The sequence below is a fragment of the Tsukamurella pulmonis genome (assembly GCF_900103175.1).
Taxonomy (GTDB): domain Bacteria; phylum Actinomycetota; class Actinomycetes; order Mycobacteriales; family Mycobacteriaceae; genus Tsukamurella; species Tsukamurella pulmonis.
In genome coordinates, this window is record NZ_FNLF01000002.1 from 3,971,934 (window position 1) to 3,993,099 (window position 21,166).

At 72.6% G+C, this 21,166-nt stretch carries 22 protein-coding genes and 1 tRNA gene; 8 read left to right on the plus strand and 15 right to left on the minus strand.

The window, feature by feature from the left end; all coding sequences use genetic code 11:
- Position 1 precedes the first annotated feature (1 nt).
- Complete coding sequence (locus BLQ62_RS19470; protein WP_068564511.1) at positions 2–667, plus strand: helix-turn-helix transcriptional regulator; 666 nt, start codon at positions 2–4, stop codon at positions 665–667.
- Between the two features lie 53 nt (positions 668–720).
- Positions 721–1,641 (plus strand): sterol desaturase family protein, encoded by a 921-nt coding sequence (locus BLQ62_RS19475; RefSeq protein WP_068564703.1) that lies wholly within the window; start codon positions 721–723, stop codon positions 1,639–1,641.
- Here BLQ62_RS19475 and cobF read toward each other — a convergent pair.
- Positions 1,614–2,378, minus strand: a complete 765-nt coding sequence (gene cobF / locus BLQ62_RS19480) for a precorrin-6A synthase (deacetylating) (protein WP_068564509.1) — start codon at positions 2,376–2,378, stop codon at positions 1,614–1,616. The two genes, BLQ62_RS19475 and cobF, sit on opposite strands and share 28 nt — an antisense overlap.
- The gene (locus tag BLQ62_RS19485) at positions 2,375–2,998 is read right to left on the minus strand and encodes a TetR/AcrR family transcriptional regulator (protein WP_068564508.1); all 624 of its coding nucleotides are present in this window, start codon (positions 2,996–2,998) and stop codon (positions 2,375–2,377) included. Before BLQ62_RS19485 ends, cobF begins: the two co-directional genes overlap by 4 nt.
- A gap of 143 nt (positions 2,999–3,141) precedes the next feature.
- Between BLQ62_RS19485 and BLQ62_RS19490 the strand changes: the two genes are divergently transcribed.
- On the plus strand, positions 3,142–4,116 hold the full coding sequence (locus BLQ62_RS19490; protein WP_068564504.1) for a hypothetical protein: 975 nt from the start codon (positions 3,142–3,144) through the stop codon (positions 4,114–4,116).
- Position 4,117: 1 nt separating this feature from the next.
- Here BLQ62_RS19490 and BLQ62_RS19495 read toward each other — a convergent pair whose 3' ends face one another.
- The gene (locus BLQ62_RS19495; RefSeq protein WP_068564503.1) at positions 4,118–4,717 is read right to left on the minus strand and encodes a pyridoxamine 5'-phosphate oxidase family protein; all 600 of its coding nucleotides are present in this window, start codon (positions 4,715–4,717) and stop codon (positions 4,118–4,120) included.
- Between the two features lie 81 nt (positions 4,718–4,798).
- Between BLQ62_RS19495 and rnhA the strand changes: the two genes are divergently transcribed.
- A complete protein-coding gene (gene rnhA, locus BLQ62_RS19500; RefSeq protein WP_068528191.1) occupies positions 4,799–5,242 on the plus strand; it encodes a ribonuclease HI in 444 nt (147 codons plus the stop codon).
- A gap of 91 nt (positions 5,243–5,333) precedes the next feature.
- Here rnhA and BLQ62_RS19505 read toward each other — a convergent pair whose 3' ends face one another.
- Entirely contained in the window at positions 5,334–6,476 is a 1,143-nt protein-coding gene (locus tag BLQ62_RS19505) for a metallophosphoesterase (RefSeq protein WP_244499920.1), read from the minus strand.
- A gap of 83 nt (positions 6,477–6,559) precedes the next feature.
- On the opposite strand from BLQ62_RS19505, the gene BLQ62_RS19510 reads away from it, so the two are divergent.
- Positions 6,560–6,633, plus strand: a tRNA-Arg gene (locus BLQ62_RS19510).
- Between the two features lie 3 nt (positions 6,634–6,636).
- On the opposite strand, the gene BLQ62_RS19515 is transcribed toward BLQ62_RS19510, so the two are convergent.
- From BLQ62_RS19515 to BLQ62_RS19530, 4 genes are all read right to left on the minus strand, one after another.
- Positions 6,637–8,214, minus strand: a complete 1,578-nt coding sequence (locus BLQ62_RS19515; protein ID WP_068564501.1) for a VWA domain-containing protein — start codon at positions 8,212–8,214, stop codon at positions 6,637–6,639.
- A 31-nt stretch (positions 8,215–8,245) separates the two neighbouring features.
- Complete coding sequence (locus tag BLQ62_RS19520) at positions 8,246–8,485, minus strand: antitoxin (protein WP_068528185.1); 240 nt, start codon at positions 8,483–8,485, stop codon at positions 8,246–8,248.
- A 10-nt stretch (positions 8,486–8,495) separates the two neighbouring features.
- A complete protein-coding gene (locus BLQ62_RS19525; RefSeq protein WP_082756276.1) occupies positions 8,496–9,491 on the minus strand; it encodes an MBL fold metallo-hydrolase in 996 nt (331 codons plus the stop codon).
- Positions 9,492–9,588: 97 nt separating this feature from the next.
- Positions 9,589–10,323 (minus strand): enoyl-CoA hydratase, encoded by a 735-nt coding sequence (locus tag BLQ62_RS19530; protein ID WP_068528183.1) that lies wholly within the window; start codon positions 10,321–10,323, stop codon positions 9,589–9,591.
- A gap of 23 nt (positions 10,324–10,346) precedes the next feature.
- Here BLQ62_RS19530 and BLQ62_RS19535 point away from each other — a divergent pair, with 23 nt between their 5' ends.
- On the plus strand, positions 10,347–11,483 hold the full coding sequence (locus BLQ62_RS19535; protein ID WP_082756237.1) for an NAD(P)-binding domain-containing protein: 1,137 nt from the start codon (positions 10,347–10,349) through the stop codon (positions 11,481–11,483).
- Here BLQ62_RS19535 and BLQ62_RS19540 read toward each other — a convergent pair.
- Positions 11,470–12,294: an aldo/keto reductase gene (locus BLQ62_RS19540; protein WP_068564500.1), complete on the minus strand. Its 825-nt coding sequence runs from the start codon at positions 12,292–12,294 to the stop codon at positions 11,470–11,472. The two genes, BLQ62_RS19535 and BLQ62_RS19540, sit on opposite strands and share 14 nt — an antisense overlap.
- A gap of 51 nt (positions 12,295–12,345) precedes the next feature.
- On the opposite strand from BLQ62_RS19540, the gene BLQ62_RS19545 reads away from it, so the two are divergent.
- Positions 12,346–13,851 carry a carboxyl transferase domain-containing protein gene (locus tag BLQ62_RS19545; protein WP_068564498.1) on the plus strand — a complete coding sequence of 502 codons (1,506 nt, stop codon included), beginning with the start codon at positions 12,346–12,348 and terminating at the stop codon, positions 13,849–13,851.
- 9 nt (positions 13,852–13,860) lie between these two features.
- Here the strand turns inward: BLQ62_RS19545 and BLQ62_RS19550 are convergent, their stop codons facing one another.
- Both BLQ62_RS19550 and BLQ62_RS19555 read right to left on the minus strand, forming a co-directional pair.
- Positions 13,861–14,385 carry a DUF4333 domain-containing protein gene (locus BLQ62_RS19550; RefSeq protein ID WP_068528173.1) on the minus strand — a complete coding sequence of 175 codons (525 nt, stop codon included), beginning with the start codon at positions 14,383–14,385 and terminating at the stop codon, positions 13,861–13,863.
- Between the two features lie 130 nt (positions 14,386–14,515).
- Positions 14,516–15,712, minus strand: a complete 1,197-nt coding sequence (locus tag BLQ62_RS19555; protein ID WP_068530258.1) for an Nramp family divalent metal transporter — start codon at positions 15,710–15,712, stop codon at positions 14,516–14,518.
- 136 nt (positions 15,713–15,848) lie between these two features.
- Here BLQ62_RS19555 and BLQ62_RS19560 point away from each other — a divergent pair, with 136 nt between their 5' ends.
- Complete coding sequence (locus tag BLQ62_RS19560) at positions 15,849–16,649, plus strand: HugZ family pyridoxamine 5'-phosphate oxidase (protein WP_068564496.1); 801 nt, start codon at positions 15,849–15,851, stop codon at positions 16,647–16,649.
- 15 nt (positions 16,650–16,664) lie between these two features.
- On the opposite strand, the gene BLQ62_RS19565 is transcribed toward BLQ62_RS19560, so the two are convergent.
- The 4 genes from BLQ62_RS19565 to BLQ62_RS19580 all read right to left on the minus strand — a co-directional run bounded on the left by BLQ62_RS19565 (position 16,665) and on the right by BLQ62_RS19580 (position 21,111).
- Complete coding sequence (locus BLQ62_RS19565) at positions 16,665–18,263, minus strand: hypothetical protein (RefSeq protein WP_068564494.1); 1,599 nt, start codon at positions 18,261–18,263, stop codon at positions 16,665–16,667.
- A 169-nt stretch (positions 18,264–18,432) separates the two neighbouring features.
- Entirely contained in the window at positions 18,433–18,792 is a 360-nt protein-coding gene (locus tag BLQ62_RS19570) for an FKBP-type peptidyl-prolyl cis-trans isomerase (RefSeq protein WP_068528163.1), read from the minus strand.
- A gap of 51 nt (positions 18,793–18,843) precedes the next feature.
- Entirely contained in the window at positions 18,844–20,136 is a 1,293-nt protein-coding gene (locus BLQ62_RS19575; protein ID WP_068528160.1) for a citrate synthase, read from the minus strand.
- A gap of 87 nt (positions 20,137–20,223) precedes the next feature.
- Positions 20,224–21,111 (minus strand): aldose 1-epimerase family protein, encoded by an 888-nt coding sequence (locus BLQ62_RS19580; protein ID WP_068564492.1) that lies wholly within the window; start codon positions 21,109–21,111, stop codon positions 20,224–20,226.
- Positions 21,112–21,166: the final 55 nt, after the last annotated feature.

Genomic DNA, 21,166 nt, shown 5'->3' on the forward strand with positions numbered 1-21,166 from the left:
CATGGGCGGCTGGACCGGCTCGGTGCACCTGGGCGTCGGGGCGCTCGCCTACGACGGTGCCGTGGGCACCACCGGCAGGCACCGGCATGCGGCGTGGCAGCTCCTCGCGCTGCGGTCGGGCACCGTCGGGCTCACCGTCTGGCCGCCCGACGGTGAGCCCTCGACCCGCGCCGGTCTCACGGCCTTCGTGATCCCCGCCGGCACCGAGCACGCCGTCGAGACGGTCTCGCCCGACGCCGCCGGGCTGACCGTCTACCTCGATCCCGGCGCGGTGCCGCTGGCCCTGCCCGACGCGCCCACCGAGGACGACCTGCGCCACCTCGCGACGGCGCACGACGGCCTGCGGCCCGTCCACCCGTACGTCGTCTCCGCGCTGGAAGTGGTGAGCCGCAGGCGTTCCGAGGCGCTGTCGCTGACGGCGGTCGCCGCCGAGATCGGGGTGTCCGCCTCGCATCTGAGCCGGTTGTGGCGCCGCGATCTGGGCCTCGCCTTCCCCGCGTGGGTGCGGTGGTCGCGCCTGCGGGCCATGGCCGAGCGGGTGCGCGACGGTGCCTCGATCACCGACGCCGCGCACGCCGCCGGGTTCGCCGACGGCGCCCACGCCAGCCGGGTGTGCCGGGAGATGTTCGGGCTCGCGCCGCAGGAGCTGTTGGCCGCGCTCGGCTGACGTGATCGATCCGTTCAAGCCGCGGACCGGTGTCCGCAGCGAGGGTGGAGGGCATGAAGAACGCTGTCCGCTACGGCTATCCACTGCTCATGCTCGTCGGGGTGAACGGAGCGATCATCGCGCTGGCCGGGTCGGGCGCGCCGAAGGCGCTGCTCGTCGCGGTGGTCCTCGCGGCGATCGGGCTCTCCTTCGCCGCCGAGCGCGCGATCCCCTACGAGGCGGACTGGAACCGCTCGCACGGCGACGCCGGGCGCGACGTGGCGCACGTCGTGGTCAACGAGTCGCTCATGCTCGCCTCGCTGGCGGTGATCCCACTGGTCGCCGCGCTGCGCGGGCCGGGTGCGTGGTGGCCGCACGCGCTGCCCTTCTGGGCGCAGGTGCTCCTCGCCGTGCTGGTGGCCGACCTCGGCATCACCGCGGTGCACATGGCGAGCCACCGGTACGGCTGGCTGTGGCGGCTGCACGCGGTGCACCACAGCGTGACCCGCTGCTACGGGCTCAACGGACTGATGAAACACCCGCTGCACCAGACGCTGGAGACGCTCGGCGGGGTGACGCCGCTGCTGATCCTGGGGATGCCCGTCCCGGTCGCGTCGGCGCTCGCCGCGATGGTCGCGGTGCAACTGCTGCTCCAGCACTCGAACGCCGACTACCGGGTGGGGGCGCTCCGGTCCGTGCTCGCCCTCAACGAGGGGCACCGGTTCCACCACCAGCGCGAGGCGGGGGCGGGCGACGTGGACTTCGGCCTGTTCACCCTGCTCTGGGACCACGCCTTCGGCACGTACGTGCTCGATCGCCGGCGCCGGTTCACCAGCGCCGACCTCGGCATGGCTGCCAAGCCGGACTATCCGGCAGCGTACCGCGAGCAGCTCGTCGCGCCGTTCACCGCGGCCGGTGGCTGCGGCGAGATGGGCCCGTTGCCGCGCCGGACCGCGCGCGAGCGGCTTCAGTCGGTCGGCCGGCGGAGCAGGTAGACGTCCATGATCCAGCCGTGCTCCTCCCGGGCCTGCGCGCGGGTGCGCGCGATCGTCTCGCCCACCTCGCCGACGGGGCCGTCGATCAGGATCTCGTCGGGCGTGCCCAGGTAGGCGCCCCAGTAGACGTGGTCCGTCGGCGCGGCGGTCTCGCGGAACGTGCAGTCGGCGTCGAGCATCACCACGGTGTTGCGGCCGTCGTCCTCGTGCAGGCGCCTACCGGTGGTGATGTGGATCGGCTCGCCCACCCGGTTGAGCAGGATCGCGTGCGCGGCGGTGAGCGCCTGCACGCTGGTGATGCCGGGGATCACCCTGGGCGCCAGCGGAAGCGAGCGCCCGACGCGGTCCAGGACGCGCAGCGTCGAGTCGTAGAGCGACGGGTCGCCCCACACCAGGAAGCCGGCGGTCCCGCCGTCGGGGACGTGCTCGGCGATCGCGGCGGCCAGCGCGTCGGCGCGGGCGTCGTGCCAGGCGTCGACGTTGGCGGCGTAGGCACCGTCGGGCCGGGAGGCGCCGCGCTCGGCGGAGCGGTCCCGCGGCGGGTCGGGCACGAGCACGACGGGGGTGTCCGGCGCGTACTTCTCGACGATCTCCTGCCGGATCCCGGTGAGCGTGCCCGCGTTGGGCTTGTCGAGGACGAACAGGGCGTCGGCCGCGCGCATCGCGTCGATCGCGCCCACGGTGACGTGGCCCGGGTCGCCGGCGCCGATGCCGATGACCAGCGCGGTGCGGGTCACGCGATCGGCTCGCTGTACATGTTCAGCGTGGCGGTGAGCAGGTCGATGCGGTTCTGCTTGAGCGTCTCGTTGTCCGGGTCGATCACGCAGTAGCTCGCGGTGCCCTCGTGCACGGCGAGCAGCGCGTAGCCGAGCGCCTCCGGCTTGGTGACGCGGCGGCCGGCGGCCTCGAGCACGTGCATCACGGTGGGCAGCATGTTCGCGAGCAGCATCTGCTGGGCGTCGCGGACCGTCTGGTTGAGCTCCGGGGTGCGGGTGCACAGCGCCACGAAGTCGCCGTTGACGCGCTGCCAGCGCTCGTTGACGGGGATCGCCCGGACCGCCATCTCGATGAGCTTGCCGTAGTCGGCGCCCTGCACCACGTAGGTGTCGACGACCTTGGCCATCACGTCCATGATCCACTGCACGTGGAACCGCCAGACCTCGATGAACAGCTCCTCGAGGCTGGTGAAGTTGGAGTAGAAGGCGCCACGCGTGAAGCCGGCCGCCTCGCACACCATGGTCACGTTCGTCGAGCCGTAGCCGTGCTGGGCGAATACCAGGTACGCCGCCCGGATCAGGCGGCGGCGGGTCTTGGCGCGGCCCTTCGGATCGTCGGTCGCCTGCAGCGCCGCGGTCACTCCGCCGTCCCCATGGGACAGAATTCGCGTCGCTGTGTCATCCGATCAGTGTACCCGTCGGTAGCCCCCGCTTCAGCCGGACTTCAGCGGTCGCCAACCGCGGGCCCCTAGCGTTGCCGCCATCACGCCGTAGGAGGTCCGCAATGCCCGATTCATCGCCCGCATCCGCGTCCCGTGCGCTCCGGATCGGCGGGCTCGTCCTGGTCGTGGCGGGCGCCGCGGGCCTGGTCGTCGCGGCGTTCCTCGACTGGTACCGGGTGACCGCGTCGCTGCCCGAGAGCGTCCGGCTCGGCGATCTGCCCTCGTCCCTGGAGGCCCGCGTCAGCGGCCTGGGCAGGGTGAGCATGGCTCCCGTCGCCGGCCAGGACCTCTCCTCGACCGTGCCGACGCAGATGGCCTGGGGCGGGATCGCCGTCCTGGCGATCGCCGTCGGGGCCCTGCTCACCGGTGCCGTCGCCGCGGTCGGGCCGGCGAACCGGCGGACGATCGGCGTCGCGGGCACCGTCGCGTTCACGGTGTTCGGCTTCGCCCTCGGCGCGTACGCGCTGCTCGTCCCGATCGGCACGCAGACGGTGACCACCCACGGGCTGAGCCTGCGGGTCGAGACCACGGCCGCGCTCGGCCCCTGGGTCGTGATCGCCGCCGCCGCGGTGCTCGGGGTCGGCGGCGCACTGTTCGACCGCGCCCGGCACTCCGCCGCTCGGTCCGCCGCGGCACCGTCGGCGCCCGCCCCGCGCGTCCCGGCGCCGTCGTTCCCGAGCGCGCCGCCGGCCGTGCCACGGCCGGGGTACGCACCGTCGAACCGGCAGGCCCCGACGCCGGACGCGGCGTGGGCGCGCCCCGCCGCTCCTGCGCCGCCCGTCGCGCCGGTCCCGCCGCCGTTGCCCGAGGCGCAGGTGCGGACCGCGGTCGCGCCGGTCGCGCGGCGCCGCCCGCAGCCCGATTGGGACCGGAACTGGCCGGCCGCGGTCCCGCCGCAGCCGGGCCCGGCGACACCGTCGGAGCAGCGCACGCAGGTGGTGCGGCGGCCGCCGCGCCCGGTGAAGGTCTCGCCCCGCCCCGAGACCGAGGCGATCCCGCGCGACCCGCGTTTCGACGCGCCGACCGAGCCCCTGTGACTCAGCCCTCGAGCTCGGCGACGCGGGCGCGCAGCCGGTCGATCTCGGCCTGCAGCTCGGCCTCGCGCTCGGCGGCCGCCTTCTGGTAGGCCTCGCCGAGTTGCTTGAGGTACTCGCGGTCGAAGCGGGGGATGATGCTGCGCTGGCAGTTCCAGTCGTAGGCCTCGACGGCGATCTCGATCACGCGCCTGCCCTCGGTCTCGCGCACGGTGCCGCGGCCGAAGACCTTGAGCCGCACCCGGCGCGGGTAGTCGACGAAGAACATCGCGAGGCGGTCGTCGCCGGCGAGATTGCCGAGGGTGACGAACTGGTTGTTCCCCGGCAGGTCGATGAAGCCGAGGCGCCCCGTCGCGGGGTCGTGCTGCACGAATCCGGCTGGGCCGCTGCGGTACTGCAGATACGGCCAGCCCTGCGGGGTGACGGTGGCGAGGCAGAACTGATCGGCCCGGGAGATCATGAGCAGTTCGCGGTCGGTGAGGGCCTGCGGGCCGTCGTCGCCGCGCTCGAGGTGCCGGCCGTAGGCCACGTAACTGCCGTTGCGGCGCTGCCGCTGCAACGCGTCGTCGCCGAAGACCAGGTGGTGGTAGTGATTGTTCGGCACGCCCCGAACATACGCCGGGCGCTCCGGCGGCCGGCCGCGGGGAATGCGGAGCCCGCCACCCGTCCCGACTACGATGGCCGGGTGGCGGACGAGATCGTGATCTACACCGACGGCGCGTGCCTGGGGAACCCCGGGCCCGGAGGCTGGGGCGCGGTGCTGCGCTTCGGCGAGCACCAGAAGGAGCTCTACGGCGCCGAGAAGGACACCACGAACAACCGCATGGAGCTCATGGGCGCCATCTCGGCGCTGGAGGCGATCACCCGCCCGATGCCGGTGGTGCTCTACACCGACAGCTCGTACGTGAAGAACGGCATCACCAAGTGGATCGCCGGCTGGAAGCGCAACGGCTGGAAGACCTCCGCCAAACAGCCCGTGAAGAACGCCGAGCTGTGGCAGCGCCTGGAACAGGCGGCGGCGCAGTACGAGATCGACTGGCGCTGGGTGAAGGGACACGCGGGCAACGAGGGCAACGAGCTCGCCGATCAGCTGGCCTCCCGCGGCGCGCAGGAGGCGCGGGACTCCTAGGCCCGTTCCGAAATTCGGGTTCTGCTGGGCTCCGCCGGGGAATTCGCCAGCCGATCGTCGCAGAACCCGAAATTCGGGACGGCGCGCTCGGTCAGGCCGCGCGCAACTCCAGGATCGCGATCTCGGGCGGCGCGGCGACGCGCACCGGCGGGCCCCAGGCTCCGGCGCCGCGGCTGGTGTAGACGGGCATCCCGTCGACCGATTCGAGCCCCTGCAGGGCGGGCTGCTGCAGCTTCACGAAGTACCGGAAGGGCCACAGCTGTCCGCCGTGCGTGTGCCCCGCGACCTGCAGATCCGCACCGCGGCGGGCGAACTCGCGGCCCTGCAGCGGCTCGTGGGCGACGGCCAGCGCGAACGCGGACGGGTCGACGCCGGCGAAGGCCGCGTCGTAGTCCACCGCGAGCGGCGCCGTGCCCTTGCGGTCGTTGACGCCGACGACGGTGATCGCGGCGCCACCCCGTTCGATCCGCACCGACTCGTTGACCAGCGGCCGCACGCCGACGTCGCGCCAGCGCTGCACCCAGTTCACCGCGTCACCGGCGTAGTACTCGTGGTTGCCGGTCACGGCGAGCACGCCGAGCGGGGCGCGCAGACCGCGCAGCGGCGCGAGGTCCTCCCCGATCTGCGCGACGGTCCCGTCGATGAGGTCGCCGCCCAGGATCACCAGGTCCGGGTTCTCGGCGTTGGTCCGGTCCACCACGTCCTGCACGAACGCGCGCGTGCGCACCGGCCCGGCATGGATGTCGGTGATGAGCGCGACGCGCAGCGGGCCGAAGGCGGCGGGCATCGACGCGAGGCCCACCTGCGTGTGCGTGATGCGCGGCGTCGCGGCCTCCACCAGCCCGTACAGCGTCGCGCCGACGGCACCGACCACGCCCACCAGGGCGACGACGCGGCGCAGCGGCGCACCGTCGAACTCCGGGCGCGCCAGCCGGATCAGCCGGGTGAGCACCCACAGCACCCCCAGCACCAGCAGGGTGAGCAGCAGGTAGAAGACCGTCGCGAGCCAGGTGAGGCCGGCCGCACTGATCCAGCGCCACCGATCCGGGTCGATGCGGCCGTTGCCCGCGAGCAGCCCCACCGGGGTGGCCAGGGTGAGCAGGCCCGCGAGCACCACCGCGACGGTGCCGGCGATGCGCGCCGGACGCGCACTCGCGCGGCGCACGACGCGCCGGTGGACCAGGGCGAGCGACGCCAGGGTGACGATGAGAACCACGATGACGCCGGTGGGCACGCGCGTGTCCCCCTCTTCCACGATGCAAACTCGGACATCCGAATGTACCCGGCAGGGGGCGCGTGGCTACACTCGTGCCGCACGCCCTCGTAGCTCAGTCGGATAGAGCGGATCTCTCCTAAAGATCAGGTCGCAGGTTCGATTCCTGTCGGGGGCACGTCTACTTCGCGCGCTTGGCGACGGCGGTGACGAAGTCGGTGAGCATCTGCTCCTCCGTATCGGCCGACTGGGCGGTGCCGCCGGTGGCGTCCGCGATCCGCTTGAGCGCCGGCAGGTCGGCGTCCTTGCTGATGCCGACGGTGTGGATGTTCACCGGGCGCGCCGGGTCCACCAGCTTCTTCAGCTCGGCCACCAGCTCGTCGAGGGTGGTGCCGCCGTTCTTCTCGTTGCCGCCGTCGGTGAGCAGGATCAGCGAGTTCGAGTACGCCGGGTCGAAGTCCTTGACCGCCTGCCGGTATGCGGCGAGCGTCGTGTCGTAGAGGCCGGTGCCGCCGCGGACGCGGCCGGGCAGCGAGTTCACCCCGTCGAGCAGCGCCTGGCGCTGGGTCTTGTCACCCCGCCGGTCGGAGAGCTTCGCGGTGGGCACGACCTCGGTCCAGTCCTTGCCGCCCCCGGTGGCCAGGGCGAAGGTCCACAGGCCGACGGCGTTCGCGTCGGGGATCTGCGTGACCACCTTGGTGAAGCCGGAGGCGAGCATCCCGATGCGGGTGGTGTCGCCGACCTTCTCCTCCATCGAGCCGGAGGTATCGACGGTGACCAGCGCCTTGAGCGGCACGGCGAGGGTCGAGTACTGCTGCTCCGACGTGGCGAGCCGCGCGGGATCGGGGTCCGGGAGCGCGGACACCGGGCCCACGCCGCCCGACGGTTCCTCGCCCAGCGCGACGCCGCGCAGGCCGTCGCGCGCGAGCGCCTGCAGCCCGTCGGGAGAGGTGAAGGCGGCGGACAGGCGACCGGCGGCGTCCTTGGCCGCGGCCTGCCGATCGCCGGTGGCGGCGACGGCGAGCAGCAGTTCGTCGCGCGGGGCACCGGTCTTGGGAACCACCGCGGAGACGCCGTCGCCGCTCTTCTTCGCGGCCAGATAGGCGTACTCGGGCACGACCACGACGCCGCCCTCGGCGGCCGCGGCGCGCACGGGCTCGCCGCTGACGCGCTTGGCGGCCTGGGCGTAACCGGCCAGCGCCGAGGTGAGCGCCTGCGGGTCGGAGCCGGGCCGGGAGGTCTCGGCCACGCCCGCGATCACCGGCGTCACCGCGTAGGCGGAGTCGGCGTTCACCGCGCGGATGCTGGCCTGCGACATCGCCTCGAGCCAGCTCGCGGGCTGCGGGATCGCCGCGCCGGCCAGCACGATCGGCGACCCGGCGACCGGGGTCGTCGGCAGATCGCGTCCGAGCTGCGCGGCCACGGCGTCGGCGCGGGCGCGCGACGGGGCGAGCCACAGATCGGCCGTGCCGGTGGTGAGCCGCCCGGCGGCCTCCCGGTCCGGCGCCTCGGCGACGGTGATCGTGGTGCACTTGTCGGACGCCGCCGCGGCCTGCGTGCGCGCGGCCGGCGCGAGGGCGGGGTCTGCCATCACGGTGACGGTGTTCGTGTCCCCGCAGCTCGCGAACCTGCCGCCGACGATGGCGACGATCCCGGCGACGAGGACCGCGACCAGACCGGCCGCGAGCAGAAGCCGCGCGAGGTTGCGCCCGCGCGGCTTCTCCGGCGCCGGGTCCCCCGGCGCGTCATGACGACCCATGAGTGCGGTGTCGCCCTTTCTTCAAAGGTGTTTACTGCTGCTGATCCTGCGGGCCCTGCTGGCCCTGCTCGGGCGCCTGCTGGCCCTGCTGGGGCGCCTGCTGGCCCTGCTGGCCGCCGGCGAACTTCTTCGCGGCGTCCTGCGCCTTGTCCACGTGCGAGGCGTACTTGCCGCCGGTCTTGTTGTCGACGAAGTCACCCGCCTTGTCGATGACGCTCGGGTTCTTGCCGAGAGCTTCCTTGGCCTTGTTCACGAGATTCTTGAAATCCATGCGTGCCAGGCTAGCGGACCGTCGACCACCAGTCCGCGATCGCAACGTCGGCGGCACCGTCGACTCTGCCACCCGGCATGGGGATGATCGTGGCGACGCCGGCCTCCTCCGCGGCGGCGAGGAGCCGCTCGACGGGCTCCGACCAGTCGTGGAAGGCGAGGTTGAAGGTGGCCCAGTGCACCGGCACGAGCGGGGCGCCGGGCTTGGCGATCATCGCGTGGATGGCGACGGCCTCCTCCGGGTTGGTGTGCACGTCGGGCCAGAGCGGGTCGTAGGCGCCGATCGGCAGCAGCGTCAGGTCGAACGGCCCGAAATGATCGCCGACCAGCTTGAACCGCTCGGTGAAGCCGGTGTCGCCGCCGAAGAAGACGGAGTGTTCCGGGCCCACGAGCGACCAGGACGCCCACTGCGTGGAGTTGCGGGTCAGGCCGCGGCCGGAGAAGTGCCGGGCCTCGGTGCACACCACCTTGAGGCTCTTCCCGTCGCGGGTCAGGGTGTGCGCCTGGTCCCAGTCCAGCTCGACGATCCGGTCCTCGGGCACGCCCCATGCGCGCAGGTGCCCGCCGACGCCGACGGGCACGCAGAAGACGACGTCGCGATCGCGGGTGAGCTCGTCGATCGTGGGCAGGTCGAGATGGTCGTAGTGGTCGTGGCTGATGATCACCGCGTCGATCTCCGGCAGGGCGCTGAGCGCGACCGGGACGGGGTGCAGCCGGGCCGGGCCGATCGTGGGCGACGGGGAGACCCGCTCGCCCCAGACCGGATCGGCGAGGATGCGGAACCCGTCGACCTCGATGAGCGCCGACGAGTGGCCGTACCAGGTCACGGCCAGGTCGGAGGCCCGCTCCGGCGCCGGGACCGCGACCAGGGGGATCGCATTCGACGGCCGCCCCTGGCCGTGCCGGGCGCGGCCGATCACGCCGCGGGCGATCTTGCCCGCGTCGAAGCGCTCGTGCGGGCTGTCCGGGTCGGAGTTGGTGTAGACGGTGTCGACCCGCGCGCCCATCGAGCGGCGCAGGCCGCGTCCCGCGCGCAGCAGCGACCCGCCGGCCAGGCCGGCGGCGGCGCCCGCCGCGAACGTCGCGGCCGATCTCAGCCGCACGTCAGCGCCCCTGGAAGCGCGGCTCGCGCTTCTCGATGCGGGCCATGATGGCCTCCTTGAGGTCCTCGGAGTCCCACACCGCGTGCAGCCGGGCCTCCTCGGCCTCGGTGAGCGGCTCGACCGCGACGTCGGTCTTGAACAGCGCCTTGTAGTTCTGCAGCGACAGCGGCGCGAGCTTCGCGATGCCGCGGGCGAACTCGAGGGCGGCCTCGCGGTCGCCGATGGCGTTGGCGAATCCCAGCTCGGCCAGCTTCTCGGCGCCGATCTTCTGTGCGGCCATGAGCACGCCGCGGGCGTGGCCGCCGCCGATGAGGTCCTCGAGGCGCCGCAGCGTCCACTTGTCGATGGTGACGCCGAGCTTGGCGGCGGGGATCGCGATGCTCGCACTGGGATCGAGGACGCGCAGGTCGGCGACCATCGCCATCTGCACCCCCGCCCCGACGGCCGGCCCGTTGAGCGCGGCGACCACGATCTGCTTCATCGCCTCGACCCGGCGGTAGAACTGGATGACCCGTTCCATGAAGCCCTTGTCCAGCACCGCACCCGATCGCAAGTCCGCCCCCGCGGAGAACACGGTGCCCTGGCCGGTCAACACGATGACGAAGGCACCGTCGGCCTCCGCGCGGTCGAACGCGGCCTCCAGGCCCTCCATGATCTCGGGGTTGAGGGCGTTCCGCGCTTCGGGGCGCTGGAACTCGATGACGGCGACGTTGTCCTCCAGCGTGTAACCAATCATGGCCCGCAATCTACGCTACGGGGGTGAAGGATGTCGTCGTGGTCGGTGCTGGCCAGGCCGGTTTGTCGGCCGCCTATTTCCTTCCCAGGTTCGGGATCGACAATTCTGTTGTCCTCGATCACAACTCGGGGCCGGGCGGCGCGTGGCGGCAGCGCTGGCCGTCGCTGACGCTGCGCGCGGCCAACCGCGTGCACGACCTCCCCGGATGGGGACTGCAGGACGCGCTCGGCACCGATTGCGATGACATCCCCGCCTCCACCGGCGTCGCGCAGTACTTCGGGGAGTACGAGAAGCGCTTCGGCATCGACGTGCACCGACCCGCCCACGTCGCCTCGGTCTCGCGCTGCGACGACGGCTTCCTGGTGGCCGGGCACGGCGCCGAGGGGCCCTTCGAGTACCGCACGCGCGCCGTCATCAACAGCACCGGCACGTGGGACAGCCCGTTCTGGCCGACGGTCCGCGGGGCCGCCTCGTTCCGGGGGGTGCAGCTGCACGCGCACGACTACCGGACCGCGGAGCCCTTCGCCGGGAAGACCGTCGCCGTGGTCGGCGCGGGCATCACGGCCGTACAGCTGCTGCTGGAGATCTCCGCGGTCGCCGACACGCTGTGGTTCACCCGCCGCGAGGTGCAGTGGGACACCACGCCCTTCGACCCCGACAAGGGCCGGCGCGCGGTGGCGCGGGTCGAGGAGCGGGTGCGGGCGGGGCTGCCGCCCGGGTCCGTCGTCTCGGTGACCGGCCTGCCGATGACCGAGGCCATGCGCCGCGGCATCGAGGCCGGGGTGCTGGTCCGGCAGCCGATGTTCGCCGCGCTCACCCCCGACGGTCCGCTCCTCGCCGACGGTTCGGTCGCGGCGGCCGACGTGATCCTGTGGTGCACCGGCTTCCGCTACTCGATGGACCACCTCGCGCCGCTGAACCTGCGCTCCCCCGGCGGCGGCATCGTGATGACCGGCCGGCTCGCCACCGAGGTCGCGGGCGAGCCGCGGCTGCACCTGCTGGGCTACGGCCCGTCCGCGTCGACGATCGGCGCGAACCGGGCGGGGCGGGAGGCGGCGCGAGCGATCTCCGAGGTCCTCGGCGTGGACGCGTCCGGCGCTCAGGGCCGGATGGGGCGGGGCAGCTCGACGCCCGGGGCGAGGGGGCTCAGCGCAGGTTGAACGTGGCCGGATCGGGGCCGATGCGCTGACCGGGGACGGCGCTGATCCGGGCGACCTCGTCGGCGGAGAGCTCGAAGCCGAAGACGTCGAAGTTCTCGGCGATGCGCGCGGGCGTCACCGACTTGGGGATCACGACGTTGCCCAGCTGCAGGTGCCAGCGCAGGATCGCCTGCGCGGGGGTCACGCCGTGCGCGGCGGCGACCTCGGTGATCACGGGATCCTTGAGGGACTCGCCCTGCCCCAGCGGGGACCAGGCCTCGGTGGCGATGCCGTGCTCGGCGTGGAAGGCGCGCAGTTCGTCCTGCGGCAGGCCGGGGTGCAGCTCGATCTGGTTGACGGTCGGGGTCTCGCCGGTCTCGTCGATCACGCGGCGCAGCGCCTCGACGGTGAAGTTGCTGACGCCGATGGCCTTCGCGCGCCCCTCGTCGCGGATCCGCTGGAAGGCCTTGAACGTGTCGACGTAGCGGTCGTATTCGAGGACGGGCCAGTGGATGAGGTACAGGTCCACGTAGTCGGTGCCGAGGCGCTCGAGCGAACCGTCGAAGGCGCGCAGCGTCTCGTCGAAGCCCTGGTCCGAGTTCCACAACTTGGTGGTCAGGAACACCTCGTCGCGGGCGAGGCCACTCTCGGCGATCGCGCGGCCGGTGCCGGCCTCGTTCTCGTAGACCTTGGCCGTGTCGATCGAGCGATAACCGACGCGCAGGGCCTCCGCGACGGCGTCGCGCGCACCGTCGTCCGGGACCTGCCAGACGCCGAAGCCGAGCTGGGGGATGGGCGTTCCGTTATTGAGCTTCACGTTCGGTACGGTCATGGCACGAACAACGCGTCCGCGGCGCTCGATGTTCCCAGTAACCTGAATTCCATGGCGATCACCGCGCAGGACCTCATCGATGCGATCCTCGACCGCGGCACCTTCACCAGCTGGGACGGCCCGCTGGTCGACGTCCACCCCGACGCGGAGTACGCCGCCGCCCTCCAGCGCGCCCGCGAGCACTCCCACCACGACGAGGCCGTCATCACCGGCGAGGGCCGCATCCGCGGGCAACGGGTGGCGCTCATCGCGTGCGACTTCGGCTTCCTCGGCGGCTCGATCGGCGTGGCCGCGGCCGAGCGGATCGTCACCGCGGTCGAGCGCGCGACGGCGCTGCGGCTGCCGCTGCTGGCGACGCCCACCTCGGGCGGCACGCGGATGCAGGAGGGCACCGTCGCCTTCCTGCAGATGGTGAAGATCTCGGCGGCCGTCACCCTGCACAAGCAGTCGGGCCTGCCCTACCTGGTGTACCTGCGCGATCCCACGATGGGTGGGGTCTTCGCGTCGTGGGGCTCGCTGGGACACGTCACCATCGCCGAGCCCGGCGCGCGGATCGGCTTCCTCGGCCCGCGCGTCTACGAGGCGCTGCGCGGCGAGCCCTTCCCGGACGGGGTGCAGACCGCCGAGCACCTCTTCGAGCGCGGCCTCATCGACGGGGTGGTTCCGCTGCGGTTCGTCCGGCTGCTCGCGCACCGCACGCTCCGGGTCCTCGCCGGCCAGCAGGACGCCGATCCGCTCGCGCCGCACCTGGGCGACCGGGAGGAGCTCGACGCCACCGACGACGGCACCCCGGCGTGGGAATCGGTGCGGATCAGCCGCGAGCCCGACCGCCCCGGCGTGCGCGCCTTCCTGCGGCACTCGGCCACGGACCGGCTGCCGCTCTCGGGCACCGGCGAGGGCGAGACCGACCACACCCTGCTGCTCTCGCTCGCGCGGGTGCAGGGCTATCCGTGCGTCGTGGTCGGGCAGGACACCACCCGCGCCGACGGTGCCGCACTCCCCCTGCTCGGCCCCGCGGCGCTGCGCGCGGCCCGGCGCGGCATGCGGCTGGCCGCCGAGCTGCGGCTGCCGCTGGTCCTGGTGATCGACACCTGGGGCGCGGCGCTCTCGCCCGAGGCGGAGGAGGGCGGCCTCGCGGGCGAGGTGGCGCGCAGCCTCTCGGACCTCGTCACGCTCACGGTCCCGACGGTGTCGGTGCTGCTCGGCCAGGGCACGGGCGGCGGCGCGCTGGCGATGCTGCCCGCCGACCGGGTGCTGTGCGCGCAGCACGCCTGGCTCGCACCGCTGCCGCCGGAGGGGGCGAGCGCGGTGATGTACCGCGACACCGAGCATGCGGCGGAGATGGCGGACCGGCAGCGGATCCGCGCGGCCGATCTGCTGGCGGACGGCATCGTCGACCGGGTGATCCCGGAGCGCCCCGATGCCGCACAGGAGCCCACCGAGTTCTCCCGCCGGGTGGGCCTCGCGGTGAGCGACGCGCTCGCGGAGCTCTCGCTGATCCCCGATCCCATCCGGATCAGCCGCCGGCTGGACCGCTACCGCTTCCTGGGCCGCTGACGGGGCCGGTCAGTCGTCGACGGTGACGCCCCACTGCACCCGCGCGGGATCGACGGTGGTGACGGTGACGACGACGTCGTGCCGATGACCCTGCGCCGTCATCGCACAGCTCTGCCTCGCTCCGACGGTGCCGGGCAGGCCGCCCGCGCAGGTCACGGTGTCGACGCGGCGGTCGCGGGCGAGCACCTCGCGGGTGCGCTGCTCGAGCTCGGCGACGGTGACCCGCTGGCCCGAGCGCGGAACGCCGGCGACGGTCGAGTCCCAGTTGACCCGGTCACCATCGACGTCGGTGACCGTGAGGTGCACGGCGAACTCCTCGTCGCCCCGGTCCAGGACGCACGACTGCGCCGCGCCGACCTCGGCCTTGAGGCCGCCGTCGCAGTGCAGGTGATCGGTCGGTGCCGCCGCTACGCGGGCCAGGGTGCCCGATTCGACCTGCTCCTGGTCGATCTCGGGCGGCGAGATCATGGACCAGCACAGCGCGACCGCGACGCCGGCACCGCCGACGACGACCGCGACCGCCCGCAGACCCATCGTGACTCGTTTCCGTGACTAAACTCCGCCTTCACCATGCGTGAATTGCGTTTACTGAATCACGAGTCGGTTGCGATCTCAATATCCGAGTGAGCGGCGTCGCACTTTCCCGTCCCTGGTGCGCGCGGTCTCAGCCGGTGAAAGTGAGCACGATGAGCGCCCCGTTCAGCGCGACGATGAGCGCGCCGGCCAGCGCGGAGGCCCAGCGCAGGGGCGCACGGTCGACGAACTCCCCCATCAGCGCGCGATCGGAGGTGTAGCGGCGCAGCGGCAGCAGCGCGAACGGGATGCCGAAGCTCAGCACGACCTGGGAGATGATCAGCGCCTGGGTGGGCGGCACACCGATGGCCAGCACGCCGATCGCGGGGATCATCGTGATCAGCCGCCGCACCACCACCGGGATCCGCTGGCGCAGCAGCCCCGCCATGATGGTGCCGCCCGCGTAGCTGCCGACCGACGTGGAGGCGAGGCCGGAGGCCAGCAGCCCGAGTGCGAACAGCCCGGCGACGATCGGCCCGAGCGCGTCCCGGACCGCGGCGTGCGCGCCCTCGATCGAGTCGGTGCCCTCGCGGCCGTACAGCGCGCTCGCGGCGAGCACCAGCAACGCGATGTTCACGGCGCCGGCGATGACGAGCGCCAGGATCACGTCGATCCGGGTGACCTTGAGCAGGCGGCGCGCGCGCTCGGCCCGCCCGGTCGCGGGCGGCGCGCCGTGCCGGTCGACGACCAGCGCCGAGTGCAGGTAGATCGCGTGCGGCATGACGGTGGCGCCCAGCATCGACGCGGCCAGCAGCACGGTCTCGGTGCCCTGCAGGCGCGGCACCAGGCCGCCGAGGACGGCGCCGGCGTCGGGCGGCGCGACGATCAGGCCCGCCAGGAAGCCGACCACGATGATCGCGAGCATGCCGATGATGACCAGCTCGAACCGGTACTGCCGGCGACCGTCGGCGAGCGTGAGCAGCACCGTCGAGATCACGCCGACGATGAGCCCGCCCCACACCAGCGGGACGCCGAACAACAGATTCAGGGCGAGCGCACCGCCGATCACCTCGGCGATGTCGGTGGCGGCGGCCACCAGCTCGGCCTGGCCCCAGAACGCGAGGCGGGCGCGCCGCGGCAGCCGGTCACCGAGCACCTGCGGCAACGAACGACCGGTGACCACGCCCAGCTTCGCCGACTGGTACTGGATCATCACGGCCATCACGTTGGCCAGCACCAGGACCCAGACCAACAGGTAGCCGTACTTCGCGCCGGCGGTGACGTTCGCGGCGACGTTGCCCGGATCGACGTAGGCGATGGCGGCGACGAAGGCGGGCCCCAGGAGCATGAGCGCACGCGCCGGGGTCTGCTTCTGCGCGACGGTATCGGTGAGCACGTTGCGAGGCTATGCGAAGAAGAGTTTTCGGTCAACCGAAACCTTGCGCGCTGGGCGCCCGGACACGCTACGGCCCTAGGCTGCATCCATGAGCACTCGCGACCACGGCGATCCCGGTGACGCCCCCACTCTCGCCCCGCCCCTGACGGACGTCGCCGAGCCCCGGCGCCCCTCCCCCGCCGAGGAGGCGCGCACCGTCGCCGCGGCCACCAATACCGCGACGCTCGGCAGCCTCTCCGCCGACGGTGGCCCCTGGGCCTCGCTGGTGACCTACGGGCTCCTCGGCGGCGACCCCGTGCTCTGCGTCTCGCACATGGCCGAACACGGCCGCAACCTGCAGCGCGATCCCCGCGCGAGCCTGTCGATCGTGGCGCCCGACGCCCCGTCGGACCCGCTCGCCAATGCCCGGATCACCCTGGCCGGCACCGTCCGCCGGCCCGACGGGGAGCTCCTCACCGCCGCCCGGGAGGCGCACCTGGCCGCGGTGCCCGCTGCGCGGTACTACATCGACTACAGCGATTTCACCGTGTGGCTGCTCGACGTCGAGCGGGTGCGCTGGGTGGGCGGCTACGGGCGCATGGACTCGGCGTCGCGCGCGGATTACGCGGCCGCGGAGCCCGATCCGGTGACGCCGCACGCCGCGGGCGCGGTGCGCCACCTCAACGACGACCACGCGCAGGCGCTGCTGGACATGGCGCGGGCCCTCGGCGGCTACCCCGACGCCACGGTCGCCCGCTGCGAGCGGGCCGACCGGTACGGCCTGGACCTGCGCGTGGAGACGCCGCGCGGCTGGGCGGTCACCCGCGTGGGCTACCTCGAGCCACTGAGCGCGCCCGCCGAACTGCGGCAGGCCACCGTCGCCCTGGCCCGGCTGGCCGCCGCGCAGTAGGCGCGCCCCCGCCGCTCAGTTCGCCGGCGGCGGGGTGGTGGTCGTGACGGCGGCCGTCGGCTTCGGCGCCACGGGCTTCGGGGCGACCGGCTTCGGCGCCACCGGCGTGGGCGCGACGGTCGTCGGCACCGGCGCGAGCGTGGTCGTCGGCGTCACGACAGCGGGCGGCTGCGTGGTGCGCGGCGGCGTGATCACCGGCTCCTGCGTGACGACGGGAGCCTGCGTCGTGACGGGCGGCTGCGTGGTGACGGGGGCCTGCGTGACGACCGACGGCTGCGTGGTGACGCGCGGCGGCTCCGTCGTCGGGACCGGCGCGACGGTGGCGGTCGGCGCGGGGGTGGTGGCCGCCTCCGTCGGTGCCGCGGTGGTCGCGGGCGCGCCGGTGGGCGGCACCGTCGAACCCTCCGGCGCTGCCGGAGCTCCGGACGCCGGCGCCCCGGACGTCGGCGCCCCGGGAGTGCCCGCCTCCGGCCTCGCGGTGCCGGGGGTGGCCGCCGCACCGGACGTGGTCGTGGCGGCGGTCCCGGTGCGGTCGGCCGTGGTGGTCGTCGGGCTCGCGACCGCGACGGAGACGGACGTGCCGATCGCGGCCTCCAGGCCCGCGCGGCTGCCGGCCCGCACGGTGGCGCCGTCGAGTGCCGCGGCGACGGGGGCGGTGACCGCCGGATCGGTGTTCACGTTGCCGGGCACCGCCTGGCCGGGAAGCGCGAGCAGCGGCGTGACCGTCGCCGAGGACGGCAGCGGCTCGAGCACCACGCCGGGCGCGACGGGCGCGCTCACCGTCGTGGTCGTGGTCGTGGTCGTCGTCGTGGCGGTGTAGACCGGCGCGAGGATGCGGGCCTGATCCCGCACGTCCACGACGCGGCCGGGCGTCACGGCCCAGACGGGGAAGAACGGGTCGGGGTAGCGCGGATTGATCCGGCGGTACGGGTTGGAGCCGAGGTTGATCGTGATGGAGACCGAGATGATCGGCTGCGGCCGCGGCCGGGTCCAGTTGCGCGGGTACACCCAGATCACCGGGACGTCCGCGCGGAAGCCCGGATCGAACCAGGGCCGCGGGTAACCGGGGCGCAGCCACGGGCGGGGCTGGTCCGGCGTCCACGGCCGCACGCCCAGCTGGCGGCCGTAGAGGGTCCAGCAGGTCTGGGTCTGCGCCTGCACGCCCGCGATCCACGATCCCCAGCGGCCCGTCTCGCAGATCGCGCGGAAGGCGTCGATCTGCTGCGGCGTGTACTGCCACGGCCGGGTGTTCACCGGCCGGGACAGCGGCGCGGGCGGAGCGGGCTGCGGCGCCACCGCGAGCCCCGGGACCGGCGGGGCGGGCGGGTAGTAGACGGTGGTGTTCCCGCTCGTGGAGGTGATGGTTCCCTGCGGCAGGCCGGCGTTGACGGCCGCCTGCGCGGGGATGGGGTCACCGACCATCGTGACGTCCCGGGGCGGGGCCGCCACCCCGTCCGTCTGGAAGGCGCCGGGGTTCGAGGTGAACTGGTCGCCCGTGATCGGAGTGAACGCGACGGGCGAGTCCTCCTTCGACGCGTCCTTCCCGCACCCGGCCAGCAGGCCCGCCACCGAGACCATCGCCACGGCCGCAGCCCCGACCTTCACCCTGTTCATCTGTCCTCCGACACCGCTCGCCGCCACGGATCGCGGCGATATGCCCCCATTCTTATCGGCCCGCGCGGCGAACACCATCGTCGGGACGGGATCGGGACCGATTCGAGACAGTGCGCGAACGCAAGAGCCCCGCACCGTCGAAACGATGCGGGGCCCCGGCTGCGCGGACTTACTTGACGCCGAGCAGATCGATCACGAAGACGAGGGTCTTGCCCGACAGGCGGTGACCGCCGCCGGCGGGGCCGTAGGCCAGCGAGGGCGGGCAGATCAGCTGGCGGCGACCGCCGACCTTCATGCCGGGGATGCCCTCCTGCCAGCCCGCGATGAGGCTGCGCAGCGGGAAGTTGATGGACTCGCCGCGGCTCCACGAGGAGTCGAACTCCTCGCCGCTGTCGAACTCGACGCCCAGGTAGTGCACGTCCACGACGCTGCCGGGCTGGGCCTCGGCACCGTCGCCCACGACGATGTCCTTGATGACGAGCTCGGTGGGCGCGGGGCCCTCGATGAACTCGATCTCGGGCTTGGTCATTGACACTCCTTTGATCAGGCGGTGCAGATTGTCGCGCCGGATGGGCGGCATCTACGCGCCGGGGTAATCACGGGCGGTCGAGCCCGTGTAGATCTGCTGAGGACGACCGATCTTGGTGGTCGGATCCTCGTGCATCTCGCGCCAGTGGGCGATCCAGCCGGGAAGCCGGCCGAGCGCGAACAGCACCGTGAACATGCGCGTCGGGAAGCCCATCGCGCGGTAGATCAGACCGGTGTAGAAGTCCACGTTCGGGTACAGCTTGCGCTCGATGAAGTAATCGTCGTGCAGTGCGACGTCCTCCAGGCCCTTGGCGATGTCGAGCAGCTCGTCGGATACGCCGAGCAGCTCGAAGATGCGGTCCGCGGTCTGCTTCACGATCGCCGCACGCGGGTCGTAGTTCTTGTAGACGCGGTGCCCGAAGCCCATGAGCTTCACGCCGTCTTCCTTGTTCTTGACCTTGTTCATGAAGGCCGTGGTGTCGCCACCGGAGGCCTTGATGTCGTCGAGCATCTCGAGGACGGCCTGGTTGGCGCCGCCGTGCAGCGGGCCCCACAGGGCGTTGATGCCGCCCGAGATCGACGTGAACAGGTTCGCGTTCGACGAGCCCACCAGGCGCACCGTCGACGTGGAGCAGTTCTGCTCGTGGTCGGCGTGCAGGATGAGCAGCATGTCGAGGGCCTTGACCAGCTCCGGGTCGACCTCGTAGGGCTCGGCCGGGAAGCCGAAGGTCATGCGCAGGAAGTTCTCGACCAACGACAGCGAGTTGTCGGGGTAGAGCATCGGCTGGCCCACGGACTTCTTGTAGGCGTACGCGCAGATCGTCGGGAACTTCGCGAGCAGGCGGATCGTCGAGAGCTCGACCTGCGCCGGGTCGTTGGGGGCCAACGAGTCCGGGTAGTAGGCGCTGAGCGCGTTGACGGCGGAGGAGACCACCGGCATCGGGTGCGCGTTGCGGGGGAAGCCGTTGAAGAACAGCTTGAGGTCCTCGTGCAGCAGGGTGTGCCGCTGGATCTTCGCGGTGAACTCCGCGAGCTGCTCCGGGGTCGGCAGCTCACCGTGGATCAGCAGGTAGCTGACCTCGATGAACGTCGACTTCTCCGCGAGCTGCTCGATCGGGTACCCGCGGTAGCGCAGGATGCCCGCGTTGCCGTCGATGTAGGTGATGGCCGACTTGCAGGACGACGTGTTGACGAAGCCGTTGTCGAACGTGCTGTAACCCGTCTGCGCGAGGAACTTACCGAGAGCGATGCCGTCTGCACCCTCGGTCGCCTTGACGATCGGCAGCTCGATCTGGCCGCCGGGGTAGGCGACCGTAGCGTTCGCGGTGTTGTCATCAGTGGACAATGTTCGTATCCCCTCGCTGTAGTCGGCGGATAAAAGCTACCTGGCTAGAACCTAGCGGTATCGCGGTTCCTCGCGAAAACGAGGGTGTCACCGGATGCCCCATTCGGTGCTCCAGACGGACCCCGGGCCGAGCCGGATCACGTCGGTTCCGGTGTGCAGCGCGTTCCCCGGGGCGGACATGGGCTCCACCGCCACGGCCCGGCCCCGGTCGGGGTAGCCCTTACCGTTCGCCGGATCGGCGATGAACACCTGGGCCCAGGGCAGCGACGGTGCCGTCCACAGTTCCGCCTGCCCGTCCGGTCCGCGCAGCACGTACCGGCCCGTGACCTCGGTGAACGGCGTGTCGATCTGCACCCCGTCCAGGCTGCGCGGGGTGCGGAAGTCGTACACCGTCCCCTCGACGGTACGCGGCGCACCGTCGGGCAGGAGACGCGCGTCGAGCGGCTGCCACTGCTGCGCCCCGAGCTCGAGGGTGCAGGCGTCGACGGGTGCATCGCCGACCCGCAGGTATGTGTGGAAGCCCACAGCGAGCGGCAGGTCGGTCGTGCCGGTGTTGACGGCCTCGAAGCGGCAGTGCAGGCCGTCGTCGCCGACGCCGTAGCGAAGGCGCAGGTGCAGGTCGAAGGGCCAGCCCGGGTGCCGCCCCACGTCGTGGGCCAGCGTCACCGCGTCCGGCGCGATCTCGACGTCGTCCCAGTCGGCCCGGCGCACCAGCCCGTGGTCGGCGGTGCCGGTGACGTCGCTGGTGACGGTGAGGTGGTGCACCTCGTCGTCCCAGGTGTAAATCCCGTCCTCGGTGCGGCCCGGCCAGGGCGCGAGCACCAGGCCCGCCGACAGGGGCGGCTTCTCGCCGAGCGGCCACTCCTCCGTGAGGGCGACGCCGTTGCGGCGCAGGCCGCGCAGCCCCGCGCCGGTCCGTGCGATCTCCGCGACGTAGCCGCCGGCCGCGATCGTGAACCCCGGTTGCACCGACATGGCCGCAATAGTACGGGCGGTCGACGGTGCCGCGAGCGGCGTCGGCGCGACCGCG

Bases quoted from the DNA above. Each gene is read 5' to 3' on its own strand.
- BLQ62_RS19545 (WP_068564498.1), top strand. From the start codon at position 12,346: ATGGCGATCACCGCGCAGGACCTCATCGATGCGATCCTCGACCGCGGC.
- BLQ62_RS19565 (WP_068564494.1), bottom strand. From the start codon at position 18,263: ATGAACAGGGTGAAGGTCGGGGCTGCGGCCGTGGCGATGGTCTCGGTG.
- BLQ62_RS19550 (WP_068528173.1), bottom strand. From the start codon at position 14,385: ATGGGTCTGCGGGCGGTCGCGGTCGTCGTCGGCGGTGCCGGCGTCGCG.
- BLQ62_RS19540 (WP_068564500.1), bottom strand. From the start codon at position 12,294: ATGACCGTACCGAACGTGAAGCTCAATAACGGAACGCCCATCCCCCAG.
- BLQ62_RS19475 (WP_068564703.1), top strand. From the start codon at position 721: ATGAAGAACGCTGTCCGCTACGGCTATCCACTGCTCATGCTCGTCGGG.
- BLQ62_RS19580 (WP_068564492.1), bottom strand. From the start codon at position 21,111: ATGTCGGTGCAACCGGGGTTCACGATCGCGGCCGGCGGCTACGTCGCG.
- BLQ62_RS19560 (WP_068564496.1), top strand. From the start codon at position 15,849: ATGAGCACTCGCGACCACGGCGATCCCGGTGACGCCCCCACTCTCGCC.
- BLQ62_RS19490 (WP_068564504.1), top strand. From the start codon at position 3,142: ATGCCCGATTCATCGCCCGCATCCGCGTCCCGTGCGCTCCGGATCGGC.
- BLQ62_RS19530 (WP_068528183.1), bottom strand. From the start codon at position 10,323: ATGATTGGTTACACGCTGGAGGACAACGTCGCCGTCATCGAGTTCCAG.
- BLQ62_RS19570 (WP_068528163.1), bottom strand. From the start codon at position 18,792: ATGACCAAGCCCGAGATCGAGTTCATCGAGGGCCCCGCGCCCACCGAG.
- BLQ62_RS19515 (WP_068564501.1), bottom strand. From the start codon at position 8,214: ATGGGTCGTCATGACGCGCCGGGGGACCCGGCGCCGGAGAAGCCGCGC.
- BLQ62_RS19525 (WP_082756276.1), bottom strand. From the start codon at position 9,491: ATGGGCGCGCGGGTCGACACCGTCTACACCAACTCCGACCCGGACAGC.
- BLQ62_RS19555 (WP_068530258.1), bottom strand. From the start codon at position 15,712: ATGCTCCTGGGGCCCGCCTTCGTCGCCGCCATCGCCTACGTCGATCCG.
- BLQ62_RS19520 (WP_068528185.1), bottom strand. From the start codon at position 8,485: ATGGATTTCAAGAATCTCGTGAACAAGGCCAAGGAAGCTCTCGGCAAG.
- BLQ62_RS19470 (WP_068564511.1), top strand. From the start codon at position 2: ATGGGCGGCTGGACCGGCTCGGTGCACCTGGGCGTCGGGGCGCTCGCC.